This window comes from Caulobacter sp. (assembly GCF_039596335.1).
Lineage (GTDB): Bacteria > Pseudomonadota > Alphaproteobacteria > Caulobacterales > Caulobacteraceae > Caulobacter.
Map to the genome: position 1 here is coordinate 234457 of NZ_JBCNJZ010000001.1, position 15400 is coordinate 249856.

Consider the following 15400-nt stretch of genomic DNA (forward strand, 5'->3'; position numbering starts at 1 on the left):
TCGGCTAGCGTGCCCCCGTCCCAATCACGGAATGCCTCCACGATGGCCAAGCTTCCGATCCTCGCCCGCGCTCGACGCCGACTGGTCCTCACGACCGGCCGCTTCGCGCGCGCCGAGAGCGGAGCGACGGCGGTGGAGTTCGCCCTCGTCGCCATTCCCTTCCTGACCCTGATCTTCGCGCTGATCGAGCTGGGCCTGGTGCTCACCGTCTCGCTGTCGCTGGAGAGCGCCGTCATCGACGTAGGCCGCACCATCCGCACAGGCGAGGCCCAGATGGCCGGCACCAGCGCCACGGCGTTCAAGACCGCCGTCTGCAACAAGATGCTGCCGATCGGCGGCAACTGCGCCACGTCGCTGCAGATCGACGTCCAGACCTTCGCCGACTACGCCACCACCAACACCGCCAATGACGGCACGACGCCCCAGACCATGACCTGGCGGCCCGGCGTGCCCGGCTCGGTCGTGCTGATCCGCGCCTACTACACCTGGCCGCTGATCACGCCCCTGCTGCAGACCGGCCTGCAGAGCAGCAGCGGCAAGCGGGTCCTGTACGCCGCCACCGCCTTCACCAACGAGCCGTACGACCAATGAGGCGCGACCCGACGACGCGCCGTGCGCGCCCCGCCCGCCCGCTGATCAGCTTCTGGCGCGACCGCCGCGGCGTCTCGGCCGTGGAGTTCGCCCTGATCGCTCCGGTCATCGTGCTGATGTACTGCGGCATGGCCGAGCTGACCCAGGCGATGATGGCCCAGCGGCGGGTGTCGAACATCACCTCGACGATCGGCGACCTGGTGGCCCAGACGGGCCAGGCCGGTCCTTCGAAGCTGAACGACACCTTCCAGATCGGGAAGATCATCATGGCCCCCTTCCCGGCCTCCGACCTGAAGATGTGCGTCGTCAGCATCACCGCCGACGCCAACGGCAAGGACACCGTAGCCTGGTCGAGCACCTCGTCCAGCATGCCGACCTGCCCGGCGCAGGGCGCCGTGCTGACCGACGTCTCCGTCGGGGTGCTGCCGGCCAATCAGAGCGTGATCATGGCGCGGGTGACCTACGCCTACGCCTCGCCGATCAAGCTGGTGCTGCCCAACGCCATGACCTTCACCCGCACCTACTACCTGCGCCCGCGCAAGTCGGACGTGGTGATCTGGAACAACGACATCTAGGCCAGACGGTCTCGCAGCCGCGCCACCAGCGGGTGCGCCTCGAACGTTTGCTCGCCCAGCCGTGACAGCGGCCGCACGCCGATCAGGCTGTTGGTCAGGAACACCGCCTGGGCCCGCGCCAGGACCTCGGGCCCCGCCGCCACCTCCTCGACCGCCTCCAGCGCCATCAGCCGCGCCCGGGTGATCCCCGCCAGCACGCCACAGTCCAGGCGCGGGGTGAACAGCCGCCCGTCGGCGATCCAGAACAGATTGGCCGCGCCCGCGCAGGCCACCTCGCCCCGGTTGTTCAGCATCACCGCCTCGTCGGCCCCGGCCGCGCGCGCCTCCGCCCGGGCCAGGACGTTGTCGAGATAGCTCAGCGTCTTCAGCCGCGACGCCGGCGAGCCTTCGTTGCGGCGCGTAGCCGCGAGGATGGCCGTGGCGGGCGTCGTCGCCGGAGCCGAGGCCGCCGCGGTGGCGAACAGACGCACGACCGGCGCGTCGGGCCGATCCAACCCCCGGCCGCCCGAACCGGCGGTCAGGGTCAGGCGGATGGCGAAGCACCCCTCGGCCGGCGTCGCCGCGCGGACCGCGCGCTCAGCCTCGGCGCGATCGAACGGCAGGCTCAGGGCCTCGCAGCCGGCGGCCATGCGGTCGAGGTGGGCAGCCAGGTGCGGCAGAGCGCCGTCCACCGCCAGCATCGTCTCGAACACGCCGTCGCCCAGCAGCAGTCCGCGATCATCGTTAGGGATCATTCGGTCAGGGCCTTCTTCAGGGCGGCGATCTTGGCCTCGGTTTCGAGGCGCTCGGTGCGCGGATCGCTGTCGGCGACGATGCCGGCCCCGGCCCGGGCCTCCAGGCGCCAGCCGCCGTCCGCTTCGGTCAGGGCCACGCCGCGGATCAGCACGCTGGAGTCGAACGCGCCATCAAAGCCGGCCCAGAACAGGCTGCCGCAATAGGGACCGCGCGGCGGCTCCAGCTGGGCGATCACCCTCATGGCCTGGACCTTGGGCGCACCGGTGATCGAGCCGGGCGGGAAGCTGGCGCGCAGCAGGTCGGCGACGCCGTGTCCTGACCCCAGCCGCGCCGTGACGGTCGAGACCAGGTGATGGACGTTGGCGAAGCTCTCGACCTTGAACAGCTCCGGGACCTGCACGCTGCCCGGCGGACTGACCCGGGCCAGGTCGTTGCGCATCAGATCCACGATCATCAGGTTCTCGGCCCGGTCTTTGTCGCTGGCCAGGAGCTCAGCGATCAGGGCGCGGTCTTGCGTCGCGTCACGGCCGCGCGGCCGGGTCCCCTTGATCGGCTGGGTCTGGATCGCCCCGTCCGGCTCGACCTTCAGGAAGCGCTCCGGCGAGTTGGAGACCAGGGCCCGACCGGGCAGGCGGATGTAGGCGCTGAACGGCGCCGGGCTGGTGGCGCGCAGCCGCGTGAACAGGTCATACGGATCGGCGCCGGCCGCCAGACGCCCGGTCCAGGCGCGGGCGATATTGGCCTGGAAGATCTCGCCGGCCAGGATCCGCGCGACCACCTCGGCGACGGCGGCCTCGTAGGACGCGGGGTCGGCGGCGGTCAGGTCGGGGCACAGCGGACCGGCGGGTTCGGGACGCTCGGCGGCGGGCGTATCCAGCCAGGCCAAGGCGGCGCGGGCGCGATCCTGGGCCTGGCCTTCGGTCTCCCCGCGTCCGACCGCGACGACCTGCCGCGCGTGATGGTCGAAGGCCAGCAGGGCTGGATAGCAGGCGCCGATCAGGTCCGGCCAGTCGGTGCGGGCGAGATCCAGCGCCTCTATGCGGTCGCCCAGTTCATAGGCGGCCAGGCCGACGAGCCCGCCCTGAAACGGCGGGCCATCCGGATCGCTCGGCAGGCGGGGCCCGAGCTTGTCGGCCAGCTGGGCGAACGGGTCGCCCGCGTCGAGGCTGAAGGTCTGGTCGGGGGCGCGCAGCACGTACGACCACCGCCCCCCATGGCGCCCTTGGCCACCGGTCACGAGGGCGCAGGCGAACGCCTCGTCCCGGAAGGGCGCCAGGGCCCAAACCGGCTCGCGCCAGGGGGCGGTGAGGAGAGCGACGCGGCGCATGGGTGGGGTGATAGCAGGCGGCTAGCGCCCCCTCCACCGCTTCGCGGTCCCCCTCCCCCGTTGCACGGGGGAGGATGGGATTCTCCTCACCCGCATTGCGAGGGAGGTGGCACGCGGCGTTGCCGCGTGACGGAGGGGGCGCTAGCCCGCCTCCCGCTCCCCGCCCTTCACCCAGAACAGCCCCACCAGACCCAGCGCCAGCAGGCCGGCGATCGGGATGAACCCCGCCACCTGGCTGGCGAACATCTTGGTCGCCAGGGCCACCAGCAGCGAGCCCAGCCACATGGTCGCCGTGCCCGACAGCGAGAACAGGCCGAAGAACGCCGCCATCCGGTCCGCCGGCGCCAGGCGCACCAGAAGCGTCCGGCTCGAGGCGTACTGCGCGGTGACGAAGACGGCGATCAGCAGGCCCATGCCCAGATAGATCAGCTCCGGCAAGGTCGAGAACAGCGGGCTGTTCCACACCGGCGGATGGGTCGCCGCGTCCCAGGTCCAGAAGTACAGGATCTTCTCGCGGCCCATGCCCAGGGTGCCCAGCAGCACCAGGATGCACATGCCGATCTCGACCTGCACCGCCTTGCGCGGTCCCAGGGTGCGGTCCAGGTGCGGCGCGATCAGCCCGCCCAGCACGCCGAAGATCGACAGCGAAATGCCATAGGCCAGCATCTCCAGCTCGCCCCACTTCATCAGGCCCGACGCGAACAGGCCGCCGAAGATCAGCAGGGCCGTCATGCCGTCGCAGTACAGCATCCGCGCGCCCAGGAACTTGGCGACGTCCGCGTGGCCCTTGAGGTTGGCGAAAGTGTCGAGGATCAGCTTCACGCCTTCCTTCAGCGAGGCCAGGAACGGCACGCCGGTGCGCGGCGCATCCCGGGTCCACAAGAAGAACGGGATCGCGCCCAGCACCATGACGACGCCCGCCAGCGGTCCGGCGATCCGGCTGGGCTCGTGGGCGCTCTGGCTGAGACCCAGCAGCGGCGCGGACGGTACAAACGACCACGGGACCATGCCCGGCAGCACGAAGGCCCACATGACGAAGATCAGCAGGGTCACCGACAGGCCGTTGGCCGTCGCATAGCCCAGGCCCGACAGCACCGGCTCCTGCCCCTTCTCGGCGGCGCGCGACAGCAGCGAGTTGTTCAGCACGTCGCCGCAGTTGTAGGCCACGCCCAGCAGGATCAGCATAGCGCCGACCACGCTCACCGACAGACCGCCGGGACTGGCGAACCAAAGGCCGAACAGCAGCGGCGCCATGATCGCCAGGATCAGGCCCATCAGCGGCTTGCGCGGTCCGAACCGCTCGATCGAGGCGCCCAGGATCGGCGCCAGGACCGCGGTCGCCAGGCCGTAGATGGTGGAGATGTCGGCCACCACCGCCTGGCCCTTGACCGGATCCCCGACCAGCACCCGCGAGAAGTAGGGCGAGAACACGTAGATGGTGACGAGGATGACATAGGGGTCGCGCGAACCCTGGTGCAGGATCCAGCTCAGCGCGCCTCGGGAAAGCGTCTTCTGCGGCGCCGGGACCAGCACGTCGTCGGCCGCGACCTCACTCAAGCCAGGGGGAGACCCCGCCAACTCACTCATGCCACACCCTAATGATGCACAACCTTCTGACGAGGCCATGACGCGAGGCTGGACCTTAAACGGGCGTTTGTCACCTTACGGATTTGACGCCCATCAAGCGGAGGTCACAGCAGGATGTGAGCCCGCACCTTGTCGCGCGACGCCGCGTCCAGACCGATGACCTTTTGCAGATAGCCGTCCAGCCCGCCGAACTCGGTCTGGATGACCGCGAGCGCGGCGGCGAGGTAGCGGGCCTCCACGCCCATGGCCGCGCGCATCGCCGCCTCGGTGGGACGGCGGCCGGTCAGCTCCTCGATGGCGGCGATATATTTGGGACCGCGACGCTCGAAGCGACCCGGATCGTTGGTCAGCAGATAGTCGTCGATGACGTCGTCATCTGACACCCCGGCCACGTGGTGCGTCAGCGCCGCCAGCATGCCCGTGCGATCCTTGCCCGCCGCGCAATGGATCAGCACCGGCCCGCGCGCCTCGCTCAGCGCCTGAAAGTAGCGACGGAAGAGATCGATGTGCCGCTCCTTCAGCGGCAAGCGGCGATAGTACTCTTCCATATAGCCCTCGACGGCGCCGACCGAGAGGTCCGACTCCATCAGGAAGGTGTGCCAGGGGTCGGGGCCCGTGGCGCCCATGTCGTTGTCGATCACCTGGGCGGCGAAGTCGTTCCAGCGCCGCGAAGGATCGCGCTCGCGCTCGTTGGGCCGGCGCAGGTCCACCAGGGTGACGATGCCCAGGGCGGCCATCGCCTCCAGATCCTCGTCGGTGGCCTGGGCCTGGTGGGCGGCGCGGAACAGCACACCCTTCTTCAGGCGCCCGGCCGCGGCGGCGTAGTCGCCGAAATCACGGAAGTTCTCGACGCCTTGCAGGGGGATGTGTCTGGTCATGACCCAACGCCTTAACCCCGCAAGGTGACGATGGCGAGACCTTGCCCGGCTTTGAGGCGTCCCTACTTCCGCAGCAGCGGCTGCAGGCGGTCCTGGATCGGCTGGTCGACATATTTGTGGAAGGCCCAGGCCGCGCCATAGGCCAGCGGGAAGCCGGCCAGCCACATCAGCCACTGCCAGCCGATGCCGATCGGCACGGTGTCGATCAGCTTATGGACCGCGCTCCAGTAGATCACGCCCACGAAGATGTGGGTGATGAACAGGGCGAACGAGAGCTTGGCGCCCTCCTCGATCCACTGCTGCGGACGCTTGACCGGCAGGCGACCCGCGCCCAGCACGATGGCGGCGATGGCCAGCAGCGACGGGGTGTCGAACCACCACGGATCGGGCAGCGCATAGCGGTCGAAGGCCTGGGTGATGACCAGCAGGGCGACACCGCCCCACAGCAGGATCTTGGCGACGGTCTCGGACGGCCAGCGCATGTCGACGGCCCGCGCCAGACACAGGCCCAGCACGAACAGCGGCAGGGCGCGCACGACGCCGTACTGGAACTGCAGATCCGGCAGGGCGTGGCCGAACACCTTGCGAGCGATGACCTCGAACACCCCGACCACCGCCGCCGCCGCGATCGGCAACAGCCAGGCGTGGCGCACCTTGCCCACCGCCCGCCACAGGAACGGGAACACCGCATAGCAGACGATCAGGGCCGACAGCGACCAGCTGGGCAGGTTCCAGCCGTCGCTGGGCACGCCCCAGGCATGGACCAGGAAGGCCTGGGCCGGCAGCTGGTCCCAGGCGAAGCGGCTGGGCTTGTGGGCGTCGGTGCCGAGGGTGTTGAGGATCAGGACCAGCACCGCCAGCAGGGCCAGCACCACCAGGTGCCCCGGCCAGACACGCGCGGCGCGGCGCACCCAGAACTTACCCGGCCCGACCCGGCCGCTCAGGATCGAGGCGCCATAGGCCCGGCCCAGCACATAGCCCGACAGCATCAGGAAAAAGTCGGTGGCCAGGAAGCCGCGCGCGAACACCGGGTGGAAGCGCTCGATCCGCAAGGGACTCTCGGCCCCGTAGTGGTAGACCACGATCAGCAGCGAGGCGAGAAAACGCAGAAAGTCCAGCGATCCGCCGCGCACCGCTTCCCGGTCGGGACGCTCCAACGTCGGGGCGGCTTGGGGCTCGTGATTAGCCTCAGAAGGGGAAAGCGGAACTGTCACATCCCCGGTCATACCGAAGGCGGCCGCGCCGGGGAAGATACGGACCGCCCCTCGGCTTGCGATACGAGGTCGCGGCGCTTATCTGTAACTTCTGTTGTTTCTAATGAAGGTCCTTCGGAAGGTCCCCATGTCTACCGCCCGCATGCCCGTCCTGTTCGTCGGTCACGGCTCGCCGATGAACGCCATCGAGGACAATGCCTGGAACCGCGACTGGGGGCGCCTCGGCCGTGAACTGCCGCGCCCCAAGACGGTGCTGATGATCAGCGCCCACTGGGAGACGCGCGGCGCCTCGGCGGTCAGCGCCTCGGCCGCGCCGGAGACCATCCACGACTTCGGCGGCTTCCCGCAGGCGCTGTTCGACGTGCAGTACCCCGCGCCCGGCGATCCGGCCCTGGCGGCGCGGGTGGCCGATCTGCTCTCGCCCGACGTCGTCGTGCAGCACCCGACGCGCGGCCTGGACCACGGCGCCTGGGGCGTGCTGCGACCGATGTATCCTGCCGCCGACATCCCCGTGGTGCAGCTGAGCCTGGATCGCGGCCGTCCCGACCGCTGGCACTACGAGGCCGGCAAGCGCCTGGCCGCCCTGCGCGACGAAGGCGTGCTGATCATGGGCAGCGGCGACATCGTCCACAACCTGCGCGCCGTCGACTGGCGCCGGCCGGAAGCGCCGGACTGGGCCGACCGGTTTAACGAGAAGGCCAAGGCCCTGATCGTCGCGGGCGACCACGACCCGCTGATCGATTGGCGCAGTCTTGGTCCGGATGCTGAGGCCTCGATCAACAGCGCCGAGCACTATCTGCCGCTGCTGTATGTGCTGGGGGCGCAAGCCGAAGGCGATGCGGTCGAGTTCTTCACCGACGACATCTGGGCGGCGATTTCGATGACGGGGGTACAAATAGGCTGATGCCTCGAGATGCTCCCCCGCGATGCGGGGGAGCTGTCGCGAAGCGACTGAGGGGGCGAACGCGGCCTACGTCCAGCTGGCCCCCTCCGGCCCTCCGGGCCACCTCCCCCGCATCGCGGGGGAGGATCTTTAAAGCGCCAGAGCCGCCCTCTCCGCCGCCGCCACCCGCGCCTCCATCCCCTTGCCGTAGATCCCCCGCACCCGCGCCAGCACGTCCTCCGGTGCCGTCTCCGGTCGCCCGGCATCGAATGGCGGGGCCGGCGCATATTCCACCGCCAGCTGGATGCTCTGCGCCACCACGTCCCCCGCCAGCTCCGCCGCGATCACCAGGGCGAAGTCGATGCCCGCCGTCACCCCGCCGCCGGTAAAGTAGCGCCCATCCCGCGCCACCCGTGACGGATCCGGGATCGCCCCGAACAGCGCCAGCTGATCGCGCCACGCCCAGTGGCACGCCGCGCGTTTGCCGGTCAGCAGCCCCGCCGCCGCCAGCACCAGCGAGCCGGTGCAGACCGAGCAGACGTACTTCGCGCCATCCGCCAGCCGGCGGATCTCCGCGATGAAGGCCCGGTCCGCCATCGCTTCCGTCGTCCCGAACCCGCCCGGCACGATCAGCACGTCGCAGGCCTCGATGTCGGACAGCTTAGGCAAGTGCGCAAACACCAGCCCGTCGGCCTCGATCTCGCCGCCGTGCAGGCTGGCCACCGTCACGGTCGCGCCGGGCAGGCGGCACAGGATCTGGTGCGGGCCGGTGAAGTCCAGGTGCGTTACGCCCGGGAACAACGCGATCACGATCTGGGTCATCCGATAGCCTCCGTCACGATTGACAGCGACCATGGTTCGATTAGCGTCCGTCAGGAATGACATAGTTCCCACGGATTCAGCCAAGGGCTTTGGCATGACGCGCACCATCGGCTTTCTCGTCTATCCCGGCTTCCAGCTGCTGGACGCCACCGGCCCGATCGCGGCGTTCGAGATCGCCGGCCGCCTGGCCCCCGGCGCCTACGCCCTGCACTTCCTGTCGCTGCGCGGCGGCCTGACGCCCAGCTCGGCCGGCGTGACGATCCAGACCACCGCCCTGGCCGACGCCCCGCATCTGGACACCCTGCTGATCTCGGGCGGCGACGGGGTGAAGGTGCCGGCCACCTGCGAGGAGACCCTGGCCTTCGTCCGCGCCGCCGCCCGCGACGCCCGCCGCGTGGCCTCGGTCTGTTCAGGCACCTATGTCCTGGCCGCCGCGGGTCTCCTGGACGGCAAGCGCGCCACCACCCACTGGAGCCGCACCCAGGACTTCCAGCGCCGCTTTCCCAATGTGCGCCTCGAGCCCGACCGCATCTGGATCCAGGACGGGGCGGTGTGGAGTTCGGCCGGCATCACCGCCGGCATCGACCTGGCCCTGGCCATGATCGGCGCCGACGAGGGCGAGGCGATCGCCCGCCGCACGGCCCAGCAGTTGGTGGTCTATCACCACCGCCCCGGCGGCCAGTCGCAGCACTCGGCCCTGATCGACCTGCGCCCCGGCCGCTTCGACGCCCTGCTGTCCTGGGCCCGCCAGAACCTGGCCGAGACCCTGTCGGTCGAACAGCTGGCCGACCGCGCCGCTATGAGCCCCCGCAACTTCGCCCGCCTGTTCGCCCAGGAGACCGGCGTCACCCCCGCCAAGGCCGTCGAGCGCCTGCGGGTCGAGGCCGCCCGCGCCCTGCTGGACAGCCAGCCGCTGCAGGTCGAGGACGTAGCCCTGGAGGTGGGCTTCGGCGACCCAGAGCGGATGCGCCGCGCCTTCATCCGCGCCTTCGGCCAGCCGCCCCAGGCGGTCAGGCGACGCGCCTGAAATAAGGCAGCTGCAGCGTACGCCCGTGCAACAAGGCTGCAACACGGGCCGGGGAGCGTGTCGTTCGAGGGACGAAACGCAAAGGAGCCAGCCATGCCATTCGGTAAAGTGCTCGGCGTGTCCGCCTTGGCGGCCGCCACCCTCGTCGTGACCTTCCCCGCGGCCAGTTTCGCCGCCGGTCACGACCGCTACTACGGCCGCGACTACGTGCGCTACGACGGCCCGCGCCATCATCGCTACGACCGCGGTCACCGCTACGACCGCCGCCACTACAGGCCCCAGAAGGTGCGCGTCTGCCGTCCCGAGTGGCGTCACCACCACCGCGTCCGCGTCTGCCGCACGGTGTGGCGCTGATGAAGCCGAGAACCTCGCCCTTCGACAAGCTCAGTTTGTCGAGGGGTGAGGAACCCGCTTGTTCAGCGCTTGATCATGCCAGACCCCTGAGGGCCGCCACCACCCCGACGGCCGAGATCGCCACGATCGAGAGGCAGCAGAGCGCCAGCGCGCGGAGCCGCAGCGTCTTGGCCCTGTTCGACACGAAAATCATGGCGGCAAAGCACAGGCCGGCGAGCCCCGCCGCCAACGACGCGCCTTCGCCGAGCGACAGCTTGTAGGCCTGGTAGGCCGTCGCTCCCAAACCGACCAGGGCGATCGGGATCGCGGACCGTTCGAGAAGGCTCGGCTTGGCGACGGGCGTCATCCGCGCCCCGCCTTCAGGGCTGCCACCTCAACCTGCAGCTCCGACAGCCGCGCGGCGTGTTCGCGGCACAGGACCATCAGTTCCTCGCTGCGCAGGGCGTCCAGCTTGTCGATGACCCGCATGATCTCCAGCTCGGCCCGCAGGTTGACGGCGTAGTCGTGCTCGGCGGTCTTGCGGTCCTTCGCCGCCTGGCGGTTCTGGCTCATCATGATCACCGGGGCCTGGATGGCCGCCAGGGTCGAGAGCAGGAGGTTGAGGAAGATGAACGGATAGGGGTCGAAGGCGTGCTTGAACGGGGTCAGCGCCAGGTTCAGCCCCATCCATAGGACGAGGGCCAAAGCGAAGCCGCCGATGAAGCCCCACGAGCCGCCGATCGCCGCCACCTTGTCGGCCAGACGCGTCCAGAAGGTGCTGTCCTCGTCCTCGTCCAGGCCCTCCGAAGGCTGCTCGGCCAGCACCAGGTGGATGGCCCGGCGCTGCACCTCGGTCAGCTCGTCGTAGGGTCGGCGCAGCAGCTCGCGCGACATCTGGTCGAGGCGTTCCTGGGACATGCTTTCAAGGGACTCGCGCGAAGGATCGGCGGCGATCATCGGCCGGTTGCGCCGAAGATGACAAGGTCGCGATTGACAGAGCTGCGTCGGCAAGGCGACGCTCATACCTGTCGGGTGGCGCCGATGAACCTCAAATCTCCGGAGAGAAAACCGATGGCCCACAAGTTTCTGATCAAGAAGAACAAGGCCGGCGAGTTCGTCGCCTACTTCGTCTACAACAGCGAGACCATCTTCTGGACCGAGGGCTATTCCTCGAAGGCCTCGGCCAAGAACGCCATCGAGTCGATCCTGAAGAACGGTCCCGGCGCGGAAATCGAAGACCAGACGCTGGCGGACTGAGTGGAAGATGCTCCCCCGCAATGCGGGGGAGCTGTCGGCGGAGCCGACTGAGGGGGCGAGCTGGACGTCAGCCGCACTAGCCCCCTCCGGCCCTTCGGGCCACCTCCCCCGCAACGCGGGGGAGGATCTGGAAAGCGCCTTGACCCCTCCCCCATTCGGCTCTCTGATCATTGATAACAATGATACGGGAGGGGACGAACATGGCTGTACAAGGCCGGAAGACCATCTTCATCACAGGGGCGGCCAGCGGCATCGGCCTGGCGACCGCCAAGCGCTTCGCCGGCGCAGGCTGGTTCGTGGGGCTGTCGGACGTCAACAAGGCGGGCCTCTCCGCCGCGCATCAGGCGATCGGGGCCGACAACGGCAGCGTCCATGTCCTGGACGTCCGCGATCGCGAGGCCTGGGACGAGGCCCTCGCCGATTTCGGCCAGCAGACCGGCGGTAAGGCCGACGTGCTGCTGAACAATGCCGGCATCGCGCGGTTCGGGGTGCTGGAGGACCTGTCCGAGGATGACTGCGACCTGCAGGTCGACATCAACATCAAGGGCGTGATCCACGGCGCGCGGGCGGGCCTGCCGCTGCTGCGGGCGGCCGGCGGGCGGCTGGTCAATGTCGCCTCGTGCGCGGGGCTGTACGGCTCGCCGAAGCTGGCGGTCTATTCGGCCACCAAGTTCGCGGTGCGCGGGCTGTCCGAAGCGCTGGACGTCGAATACGCCCGCCACGGGGTCAGCGTCGCCTGCGTCATGCCGTGGTTCGTCGAGACGCCGATCCTCAACGCCGGGGCGTCAGGCACCAACGAGCAGATGGCCGACGCCCTGCGCGCGGGCGGCCTGGAGGTCTATCCCGTCGAGGACGCCGCCCAGGCGATCTGGGACGCCGCCCACGGCAAGGCCCTGCATTATTTCGTGGGCAAGCGGGCCAAGCAGATGCGCTTCGCCAGCAGCCACATGCCGAACATGCTTAGGAAGCAGCTCCGCTCGCGGCCCCTACTGTCGTCTTGAGACCATCCAGCGGCGAGCGCTCGGTCGCGACGGGGATCTTGGCGGCGACCTTGTCGGCCGGGATCGCGACCGTGCGGGCCGTGGCGATCGGGGCCGAAGCTGGCTCGGTCACGGGACCGATCGGACCGCCCTGGCCGTGTTCGCGATCCAGACGCGCAGCGACCGCATAGACCACCGGCGGCTTGCCGTCGGCCGTCAGGCTGGCGACTTCCGTCGGGGCGATGTCCTCGACCGTGCGCGACGGTGCATAGGTCGACGGGCCGCCACGGCCGAAGCGGTAGAACACGTGCATGCCGACCTGGGTGACGCGCAGCAGGCGCGGGCCCCAGCCAGGCGAGACGCCGGTCGTGTGGAAGTGGGTGGCCGAGCCGACCTGATTGTCCAGGGTGCCGGCCAGGGCGCGCGAGGCGACCTTGCGGGCCCGGCTCCAGGCGCCGATCTCGCGAGCGCGGCGCATCGAGCCATCGCAGGCGAAGCTGAACTGACAGCCGGTGCGGTTATAGGCGCCTTGGAACACGACGCCGCAGATCGACTTCGGGAAGGCCGGGTGACGGGCGCGGTTCATGACCACCTGGGCCACGGCCGCCTGGCCGCTCGGGGTCTCGCCGCGGGCCTCGTAATAGACCGCCTGCGCCAGGCATTCGAGCTCACGCGAGCTCTCCAGCGCATTGCCCAGTTGGAACGGGGCGGCGCTGACCGAGTTGAATCCGGGGTTGAAGGCCTGGCCGAAGCTGGCGCGGAGCATGAGCGGGCCGCTGCGGCCGCTCTGTCCGGGCATCAGCCCGCCGGTGTTCTCGAGACGGGCGGCCAGCAGTTGGACTTGGCGATCGCGCGAGTCCAGAGCGGCGAAGAGATGGGGATCATGACGCTTGGCCACGGCGAGGGCGCCGCGGTCCATACGCGTAGACGCGCTAAGCATGGCCGTTTCGGAGAAGTCCCCCGAAGCGCCTTCTGCCAGCCGAGCAACACGGGCGTGGGTCGAGGCCGATTGAGCCAGACCGCCGAGAAGGTAAACGCCACCCAGAGCCAGACCCGTGATGGATCCGACCAATACGGCGCCGACCAGCCCGCGTGCGTCAGCACGCGTCTGCGACTTGATAGACAAAACTCGTGTCCTGCGCGGCGAGGGCGCTCCGGCCCCCCGACAAAATCCGCCTCGAAATCCCCGGTAAATTCACTGGCGGGGAGCCCTTCGAAGCGGGGGAACTGGCCGTATCACGACGTGGCCAAGATCCTGCTTGACGCGGCTTATGACGTATCGGTGACCGACTCGCAAGCTTTAGCGGCGGGTCGCCACGGGCCGTGCGCGCAACGGCCGCATGGTTAATTTGTTAACGCCTTGAATCATTGCAAAAAGCGGCAGGCAGCGGATCAGCGTTTTTTTGTGGACGAAAAAGCCCTTTGCACGCTTGTGCTCAACCTTTCGTAACGGAACCTGAGCTTGGCCGCATCGTTACTCGACGAGGACATGAACCTTAACGACGAGGCCGAAGATGAACGCTCACAACGCCCCCAAAACGACTCTGCAAACGATCGCGCTGACGGCGGTGTGCGCCTTCGTTTTGACCGCCTGCGGACATAACGCCGAACAGCGCGCGGCCAGTGGCGCGATCGCCGGCGCGGTGGTCGGCGGGCCGGTCGGCGCGGCCGTCGGCGGGGCGGCTGGCGTGGCCGTCGACAAGGTCGCTCGCCCGTAGGAGCGCAGACGAAAAGGGAGGGCGCCGCGCAGCGCCCTCCCCCGTTTCGCCCCTCAACCCTTAACCACCCGCCACACATCCACGGCCAGCTTGCTGAGATAGATGGCCGCGGCGATCACCAGGCCGATCTGGATCGACTGATCCAGCAACTGCTGAAGATGAGCCAGGCCGGCGACATTGGCGTCGGGCGCGATCACCGTCACCAGCGGCCGCATCGGCCACAGCACGGCCACCAGGGCCATACCGCCCAGCGAGCAGACGATCTCGACCGCCGAGCGTCCCCGCACCCAGCCCGGCTTGACCACCGCGATCAGCGACGAGGGGATCTGCACGATCGAGAGAGCCAGGATCGGCCACCAGAGGGTCTGCAGGATCGGGCTCAGCACGAGCTGCAGATCATGGTGGTCCTGGGTGATCTGGGCGGCCGGGAACGGCACCAGCCTGGTCCACCAGCCGATGAACAGCAGGGTGACGGCCAGCTCGAACATCCCCTCGAAGCGGCTCTTCACGAACAGCTTCTTGCCACCCGACAGCTGCGGCAGGTCGGCGACCTTCCAGTTGGTCAGGCCGTCGGTCTTCAGCCAGCCGCGCTCAAAGGCGGCGGCCACCAGGGTCGCGAAGCCGATCAGGGTCATGGCCGTCGGCACGAAGTCGCCCACTGCGCGGCTGATGGTGCGGGCGTCGCCCTCGCCGGTCAGCAGCAGGATGAAGGCCGGGACCACTGCGGCGATGGCGGCGATGGCCAGCAGCACCTTCACCCCGAACTCCCAGAACGGATAGAGCTCCGGGCCCACCAGGGCGCGGCTGGGGCCATAACGGCCGGCCACCGCGATCGGATGGCCGATCTCGTGCAGCATGGCTTCGGTGTCGGTCTTGTCCATCGGACGGCCCAGGCGCTCTTCAGTCTCCTCGACCTTATTCATGATCAGGTCGCGCAGCTCGGCGACGATGTCCTGGCGCTGGGCCTTGGGCAGCAGGGCGGCGACGGCCGCCAGATAGCGATCGATCAGATCGTTCATGGTCTTGTTCCCCTGAGTTTGAGAGGCCGCGCTCACAGCAGCGGCTCGAGGGCGGCGTTGATCGCGCGCCATTCGTCGGCCAGGCGGGCCAACACGGCCCGGCCGTCGTCCGACAGCTGGTAGAAACGCTTCTTGCGCTTGTCTTCCTCGCGCCATTCGCTGGCCAGCAGGCCTTGGGCCTCCAGCCGGCGCAGCATGGGATAGAGCGCGCCTTCGTCGATCTCGACGCCCACGGTCAGGAGGGCCTGGCGCAGGCTGTAGCCGTAGCGCTCCTCCCGCAGCTGGGCGAGGACGGCCAGGATCAGCGACCCCCGCCGCAGCTCCTGACGGAGCGAGTCAAAGATATCAGTCTCGGTCGGCATTGGGTGTGCGCCACATAGTGTGCATCACATGGTGTGTGACACACACTGTGTAACGCACAGTATAATGGATCGTCAACGGCTATTCGAAGCGT

The 15400-nt window shown here is 68.9% G+C and carries 19 protein-coding genes; 8 read left to right on the forward strand and 11 right to left on the reverse strand.

Annotation, left to right across the window (positions count from 1 at the left end; translation table 11 throughout):
* Positions 1 to 42 precede the first annotated feature (42 nt).
* Positions 43 to 591, forward strand: coding sequence for a TadE/TadG family type IV pilus assembly protein (locus ABDW31_RS01145; protein ID WP_184716816.1), 549 nt, complete (start codon positions 43 to 45; stop codon positions 589 to 591).
* Positions 588 to 1166: a TadE/TadG family type IV pilus assembly protein gene (locus tag ABDW31_RS01150; RefSeq protein ID WP_184716814.1), complete on the forward strand. Its 579-nt coding sequence runs from the start codon at positions 588 to 590 to the stop codon at positions 1164 to 1166. The genes ABDW31_RS01145 and ABDW31_RS01150 overlap by 4 nt, the downstream gene beginning before the upstream one ends.
* On the opposite strand, the gene ABDW31_RS01155 is transcribed toward ABDW31_RS01150, so the two are convergent.
* The 5 genes from ABDW31_RS01155 to ABDW31_RS01175 form a co-directional block, all read right to left on the reverse strand.
* Complete coding sequence (locus tag ABDW31_RS01155) at positions 1163 to 1900, reverse strand: aminotransferase class IV (RefSeq protein WP_184716812.1); 738 nt, start codon at positions 1898 to 1900, stop codon at positions 1163 to 1165. The genes ABDW31_RS01150 and ABDW31_RS01155 overlap by 4 nt on opposite strands.
* The gene (gene pabB / locus ABDW31_RS01160) at positions 1897 to 3228 is read right to left on the reverse strand and encodes an aminodeoxychorismate synthase, component I (RefSeq protein WP_184716809.1); all 1332 of its coding nucleotides are present in this window, start codon (positions 3226 to 3228) and stop codon (positions 1897 to 1899) included. Before pabB ends, ABDW31_RS01155 begins: the two co-directional genes overlap by 4 nt.
* Positions 3229 to 3369: 141 nt before the next feature.
* Positions 3370 to 4854 (reverse strand): MFS transporter, encoded by a 1485-nt coding sequence (locus ABDW31_RS01165; RefSeq protein WP_184716807.1) that lies wholly within the window; start codon positions 4852 to 4854, stop codon positions 3370 to 3372.
* A 65-nt stretch (positions 4855 to 4919) separates the two neighbouring features.
* The gene (locus tag ABDW31_RS01170; protein WP_184716805.1) at positions 4920 to 5693 is read right to left on the reverse strand and encodes a tyrosine-protein phosphatase; all 774 of its coding nucleotides are present in this window, start codon (positions 5691 to 5693) and stop codon (positions 4920 to 4922) included.
* Positions 5694 to 5755: 62 nt separating this feature from the next.
* Entirely contained in the window at positions 5756 to 6850 is a 1095-nt protein-coding gene (locus ABDW31_RS01175) for an acyltransferase (protein ID WP_343698234.1), read from the reverse strand.
* Between the two features lie 184 nt (positions 6851 to 7034).
* Here ABDW31_RS01175 and ygiD point away from each other — a divergent pair, with 184 nt between their 5' ends.
* Positions 7035 to 7811, forward strand: a complete 777-nt coding sequence (gene ygiD, locus ABDW31_RS01180; protein WP_184716801.1) for a 4,5-DOPA dioxygenase extradiol — start codon at positions 7035 to 7037, stop codon at positions 7809 to 7811.
* A 129-nt stretch (positions 7812 to 7940) separates the two neighbouring features.
* Here ygiD and ABDW31_RS01185 read toward each other — a convergent pair whose 3' ends face one another.
* A complete protein-coding gene (locus tag ABDW31_RS01185; RefSeq protein ID WP_184716799.1) occupies positions 7941 to 8612 on the reverse strand; it encodes a DJ-1/PfpI family protein in 672 nt (223 codons plus the stop codon).
* 94 nt (positions 8613 to 8706) lie between these two features.
* Here ABDW31_RS01185 and ABDW31_RS01190 point away from each other — a divergent pair, with 94 nt between their 5' ends.
* Both ABDW31_RS01190 and ABDW31_RS01195 read left to right on the forward strand, forming a co-directional pair.
* On the forward strand, positions 8707 to 9639 hold the full coding sequence (locus tag ABDW31_RS01190) for a GlxA family transcriptional regulator (RefSeq protein ID WP_184716797.1): 933 nt from the start codon (positions 8707 to 8709) through the stop codon (positions 9637 to 9639).
* Between the two features lie 93 nt (positions 9640 to 9732).
* Positions 9733 to 9993 (forward strand): hypothetical protein, encoded by a 261-nt coding sequence (locus ABDW31_RS01195; protein WP_184716794.1) that lies wholly within the window; start codon positions 9733 to 9735, stop codon positions 9991 to 9993.
* 73 nt (positions 9994 to 10066) lie between these two features.
* On the opposite strand, the gene ABDW31_RS01200 is transcribed toward ABDW31_RS01195, so the two are convergent.
* Both ABDW31_RS01200 and ABDW31_RS01205 read right to left on the reverse strand, forming a co-directional pair.
* Complete coding sequence (locus ABDW31_RS01200; RefSeq protein ID WP_184716793.1) at positions 10067 to 10339, reverse strand: hypothetical protein; 273 nt, start codon at positions 10337 to 10339, stop codon at positions 10067 to 10069.
* Complete coding sequence (locus ABDW31_RS01205; protein ID WP_184716791.1) at positions 10336 to 10890, reverse strand: DUF1003 domain-containing protein; 555 nt, start codon at positions 10888 to 10890, stop codon at positions 10336 to 10338. The genes ABDW31_RS01200 and ABDW31_RS01205 overlap by 4 nt, the downstream gene beginning before the upstream one ends.
* 153 nt (positions 10891 to 11043) lie before the next feature.
* Between ABDW31_RS01205 and ABDW31_RS01210 the strand changes: the two genes are divergently transcribed.
* Positions 11044 to 11229, forward strand: a complete 186-nt coding sequence (locus ABDW31_RS01210) for a DUF1508 domain-containing protein (protein WP_184716789.1) — start codon at positions 11044 to 11046, stop codon at positions 11227 to 11229.
* A gap of 170 nt (positions 11230 to 11399) precedes the next feature.
* Complete coding sequence (locus tag ABDW31_RS01215) at positions 11400 to 12230, forward strand: SDR family oxidoreductase (RefSeq protein WP_184716787.1); 831 nt, start codon at positions 11400 to 11402, stop codon at positions 12228 to 12230.
* On the opposite strand, the gene ABDW31_RS01220 is transcribed toward ABDW31_RS01215, so the two are convergent.
* The gene (locus ABDW31_RS01220) at positions 12190 to 13335 is read right to left on the reverse strand and encodes a cell wall hydrolase (protein ID WP_184716785.1); all 1146 of its coding nucleotides are present in this window, start codon (positions 13333 to 13335) and stop codon (positions 12190 to 12192) included. The genes ABDW31_RS01215 and ABDW31_RS01220 overlap by 41 nt on opposite strands.
* Positions 13336 to 13723: 388 nt before the next feature.
* Between ABDW31_RS01220 and ABDW31_RS01225 the strand changes: the two genes are divergently transcribed.
* Positions 13724 to 13927, forward strand: a complete 204-nt coding sequence (locus ABDW31_RS01225) for a hypothetical protein (RefSeq protein WP_184724275.1) — start codon at positions 13724 to 13726, stop codon at positions 13925 to 13927.
* A 53-nt stretch (positions 13928 to 13980) separates the two neighbouring features.
* Here the strand turns inward: ABDW31_RS01225 and ABDW31_RS01230 are convergent, their stop codons facing one another.
* Both ABDW31_RS01230 and ABDW31_RS01235 read right to left on the reverse strand, forming a co-directional pair.
* Positions 13981 to 14946: a hypothetical protein gene (locus ABDW31_RS01230; RefSeq protein WP_184716783.1), complete on the reverse strand. Its 966-nt coding sequence runs from the start codon at positions 14944 to 14946 to the stop codon at positions 13981 to 13983.
* Between the two features lie 32 nt (positions 14947 to 14978).
* Positions 14979 to 15308: a PadR family transcriptional regulator gene (locus ABDW31_RS01235; protein ID WP_184716781.1), complete on the reverse strand. Its 330-nt coding sequence runs from the start codon at positions 15306 to 15308 to the stop codon at positions 14979 to 14981.
* Positions 15309 to 15400 lie beyond the last annotated feature (92 nt).

Excerpts from the sequence above, each read along its gene's own strand:
- ABDW31_RS01145 (WP_184716816.1), top strand. The coding sequence starts at position 43 with ATGGCCAAGCTTCCGATCCTCGCCCGCGCTCGACGCCGACTGGTCCTC.
- pabB (WP_184716809.1), bottom strand. The coding sequence starts at position 3,228 with ATGCGCCGCGTCGCTCTCCTCACCGCCCCCTGGCGCGAGCCGGTTTGG.
- ABDW31_RS01170 (WP_184716805.1), bottom strand. The coding sequence starts at position 5,693 with ATGACCAGACACATCCCCCTGCAAGGCGTCGAGAACTTCCGTGATTTC.
- ABDW31_RS01185 (WP_184716799.1), bottom strand. The coding sequence starts at position 8,612 with ATGACCCAGATCGTGATCGCGTTGTTCCCGGGCGTAACGCACCTGGAC.
- ABDW31_RS01150 (WP_184716814.1), top strand. The coding sequence starts at position 588 with ATGAGGCGCGACCCGACGACGCGCCGTGCGCGCCCCGCCCGCCCGCTG.
- ABDW31_RS01210 (WP_184716789.1), top strand. The coding sequence starts at position 11,044 with ATGGCCCACAAGTTTCTGATCAAGAAGAACAAGGCCGGCGAGTTCGTC.
- ABDW31_RS01195 (WP_184716794.1), top strand. The coding sequence starts at position 9,733 with ATGCCATTCGGTAAAGTGCTCGGCGTGTCCGCCTTGGCGGCCGCCACC.
- ABDW31_RS01235 (WP_184716781.1), bottom strand. The coding sequence starts at position 15,308 with ATGCCGACCGAGACTGATATCTTTGACTCGCTCCGTCAGGAGCTGCGG.
- ABDW31_RS01190 (WP_184716797.1), top strand. The coding sequence starts at position 8,707 with ATGACGCGCACCATCGGCTTTCTCGTCTATCCCGGCTTCCAGCTGCTG.
- ABDW31_RS01200 (WP_184716793.1), bottom strand. The coding sequence starts at position 10,339 with ATGACGCCCGTCGCCAAGCCGAGCCTTCTCGAACGGTCCGCGATCCCG.
- ygiD (WP_184716801.1), top strand. The coding sequence starts at position 7,035 with ATGTCTACCGCCCGCATGCCCGTCCTGTTCGTCGGTCACGGCTCGCCG.
- ABDW31_RS01225 (WP_184724275.1), top strand. The coding sequence starts at position 13,724 with ATGAACGCTCACAACGCCCCCAAAACGACTCTGCAAACGATCGCGCTG.
- ABDW31_RS01155 (WP_184716812.1), bottom strand. The coding sequence starts at position 1,900 with ATGATCCCTAACGATGATCGCGGACTGCTGCTGGGCGACGGCGTGTTC.
- ABDW31_RS01165 (WP_184716807.1), bottom strand. The coding sequence starts at position 4,854 with ATGGCCTCGTCAGAAGGTTGTGCATCATTAGGGTGTGGCATGAGTGAG.
- ABDW31_RS01230 (WP_184716783.1), bottom strand. The coding sequence starts at position 14,946 with ATGAACGATCTGATCGATCGCTATCTGGCGGCCGTCGCCGCCCTGCTG.
- ABDW31_RS01205 (WP_184716791.1), bottom strand. The coding sequence starts at position 10,890 with ATGTCCCAGGAACGCCTCGACCAGATGTCGCGCGAGCTGCTGCGCCGA.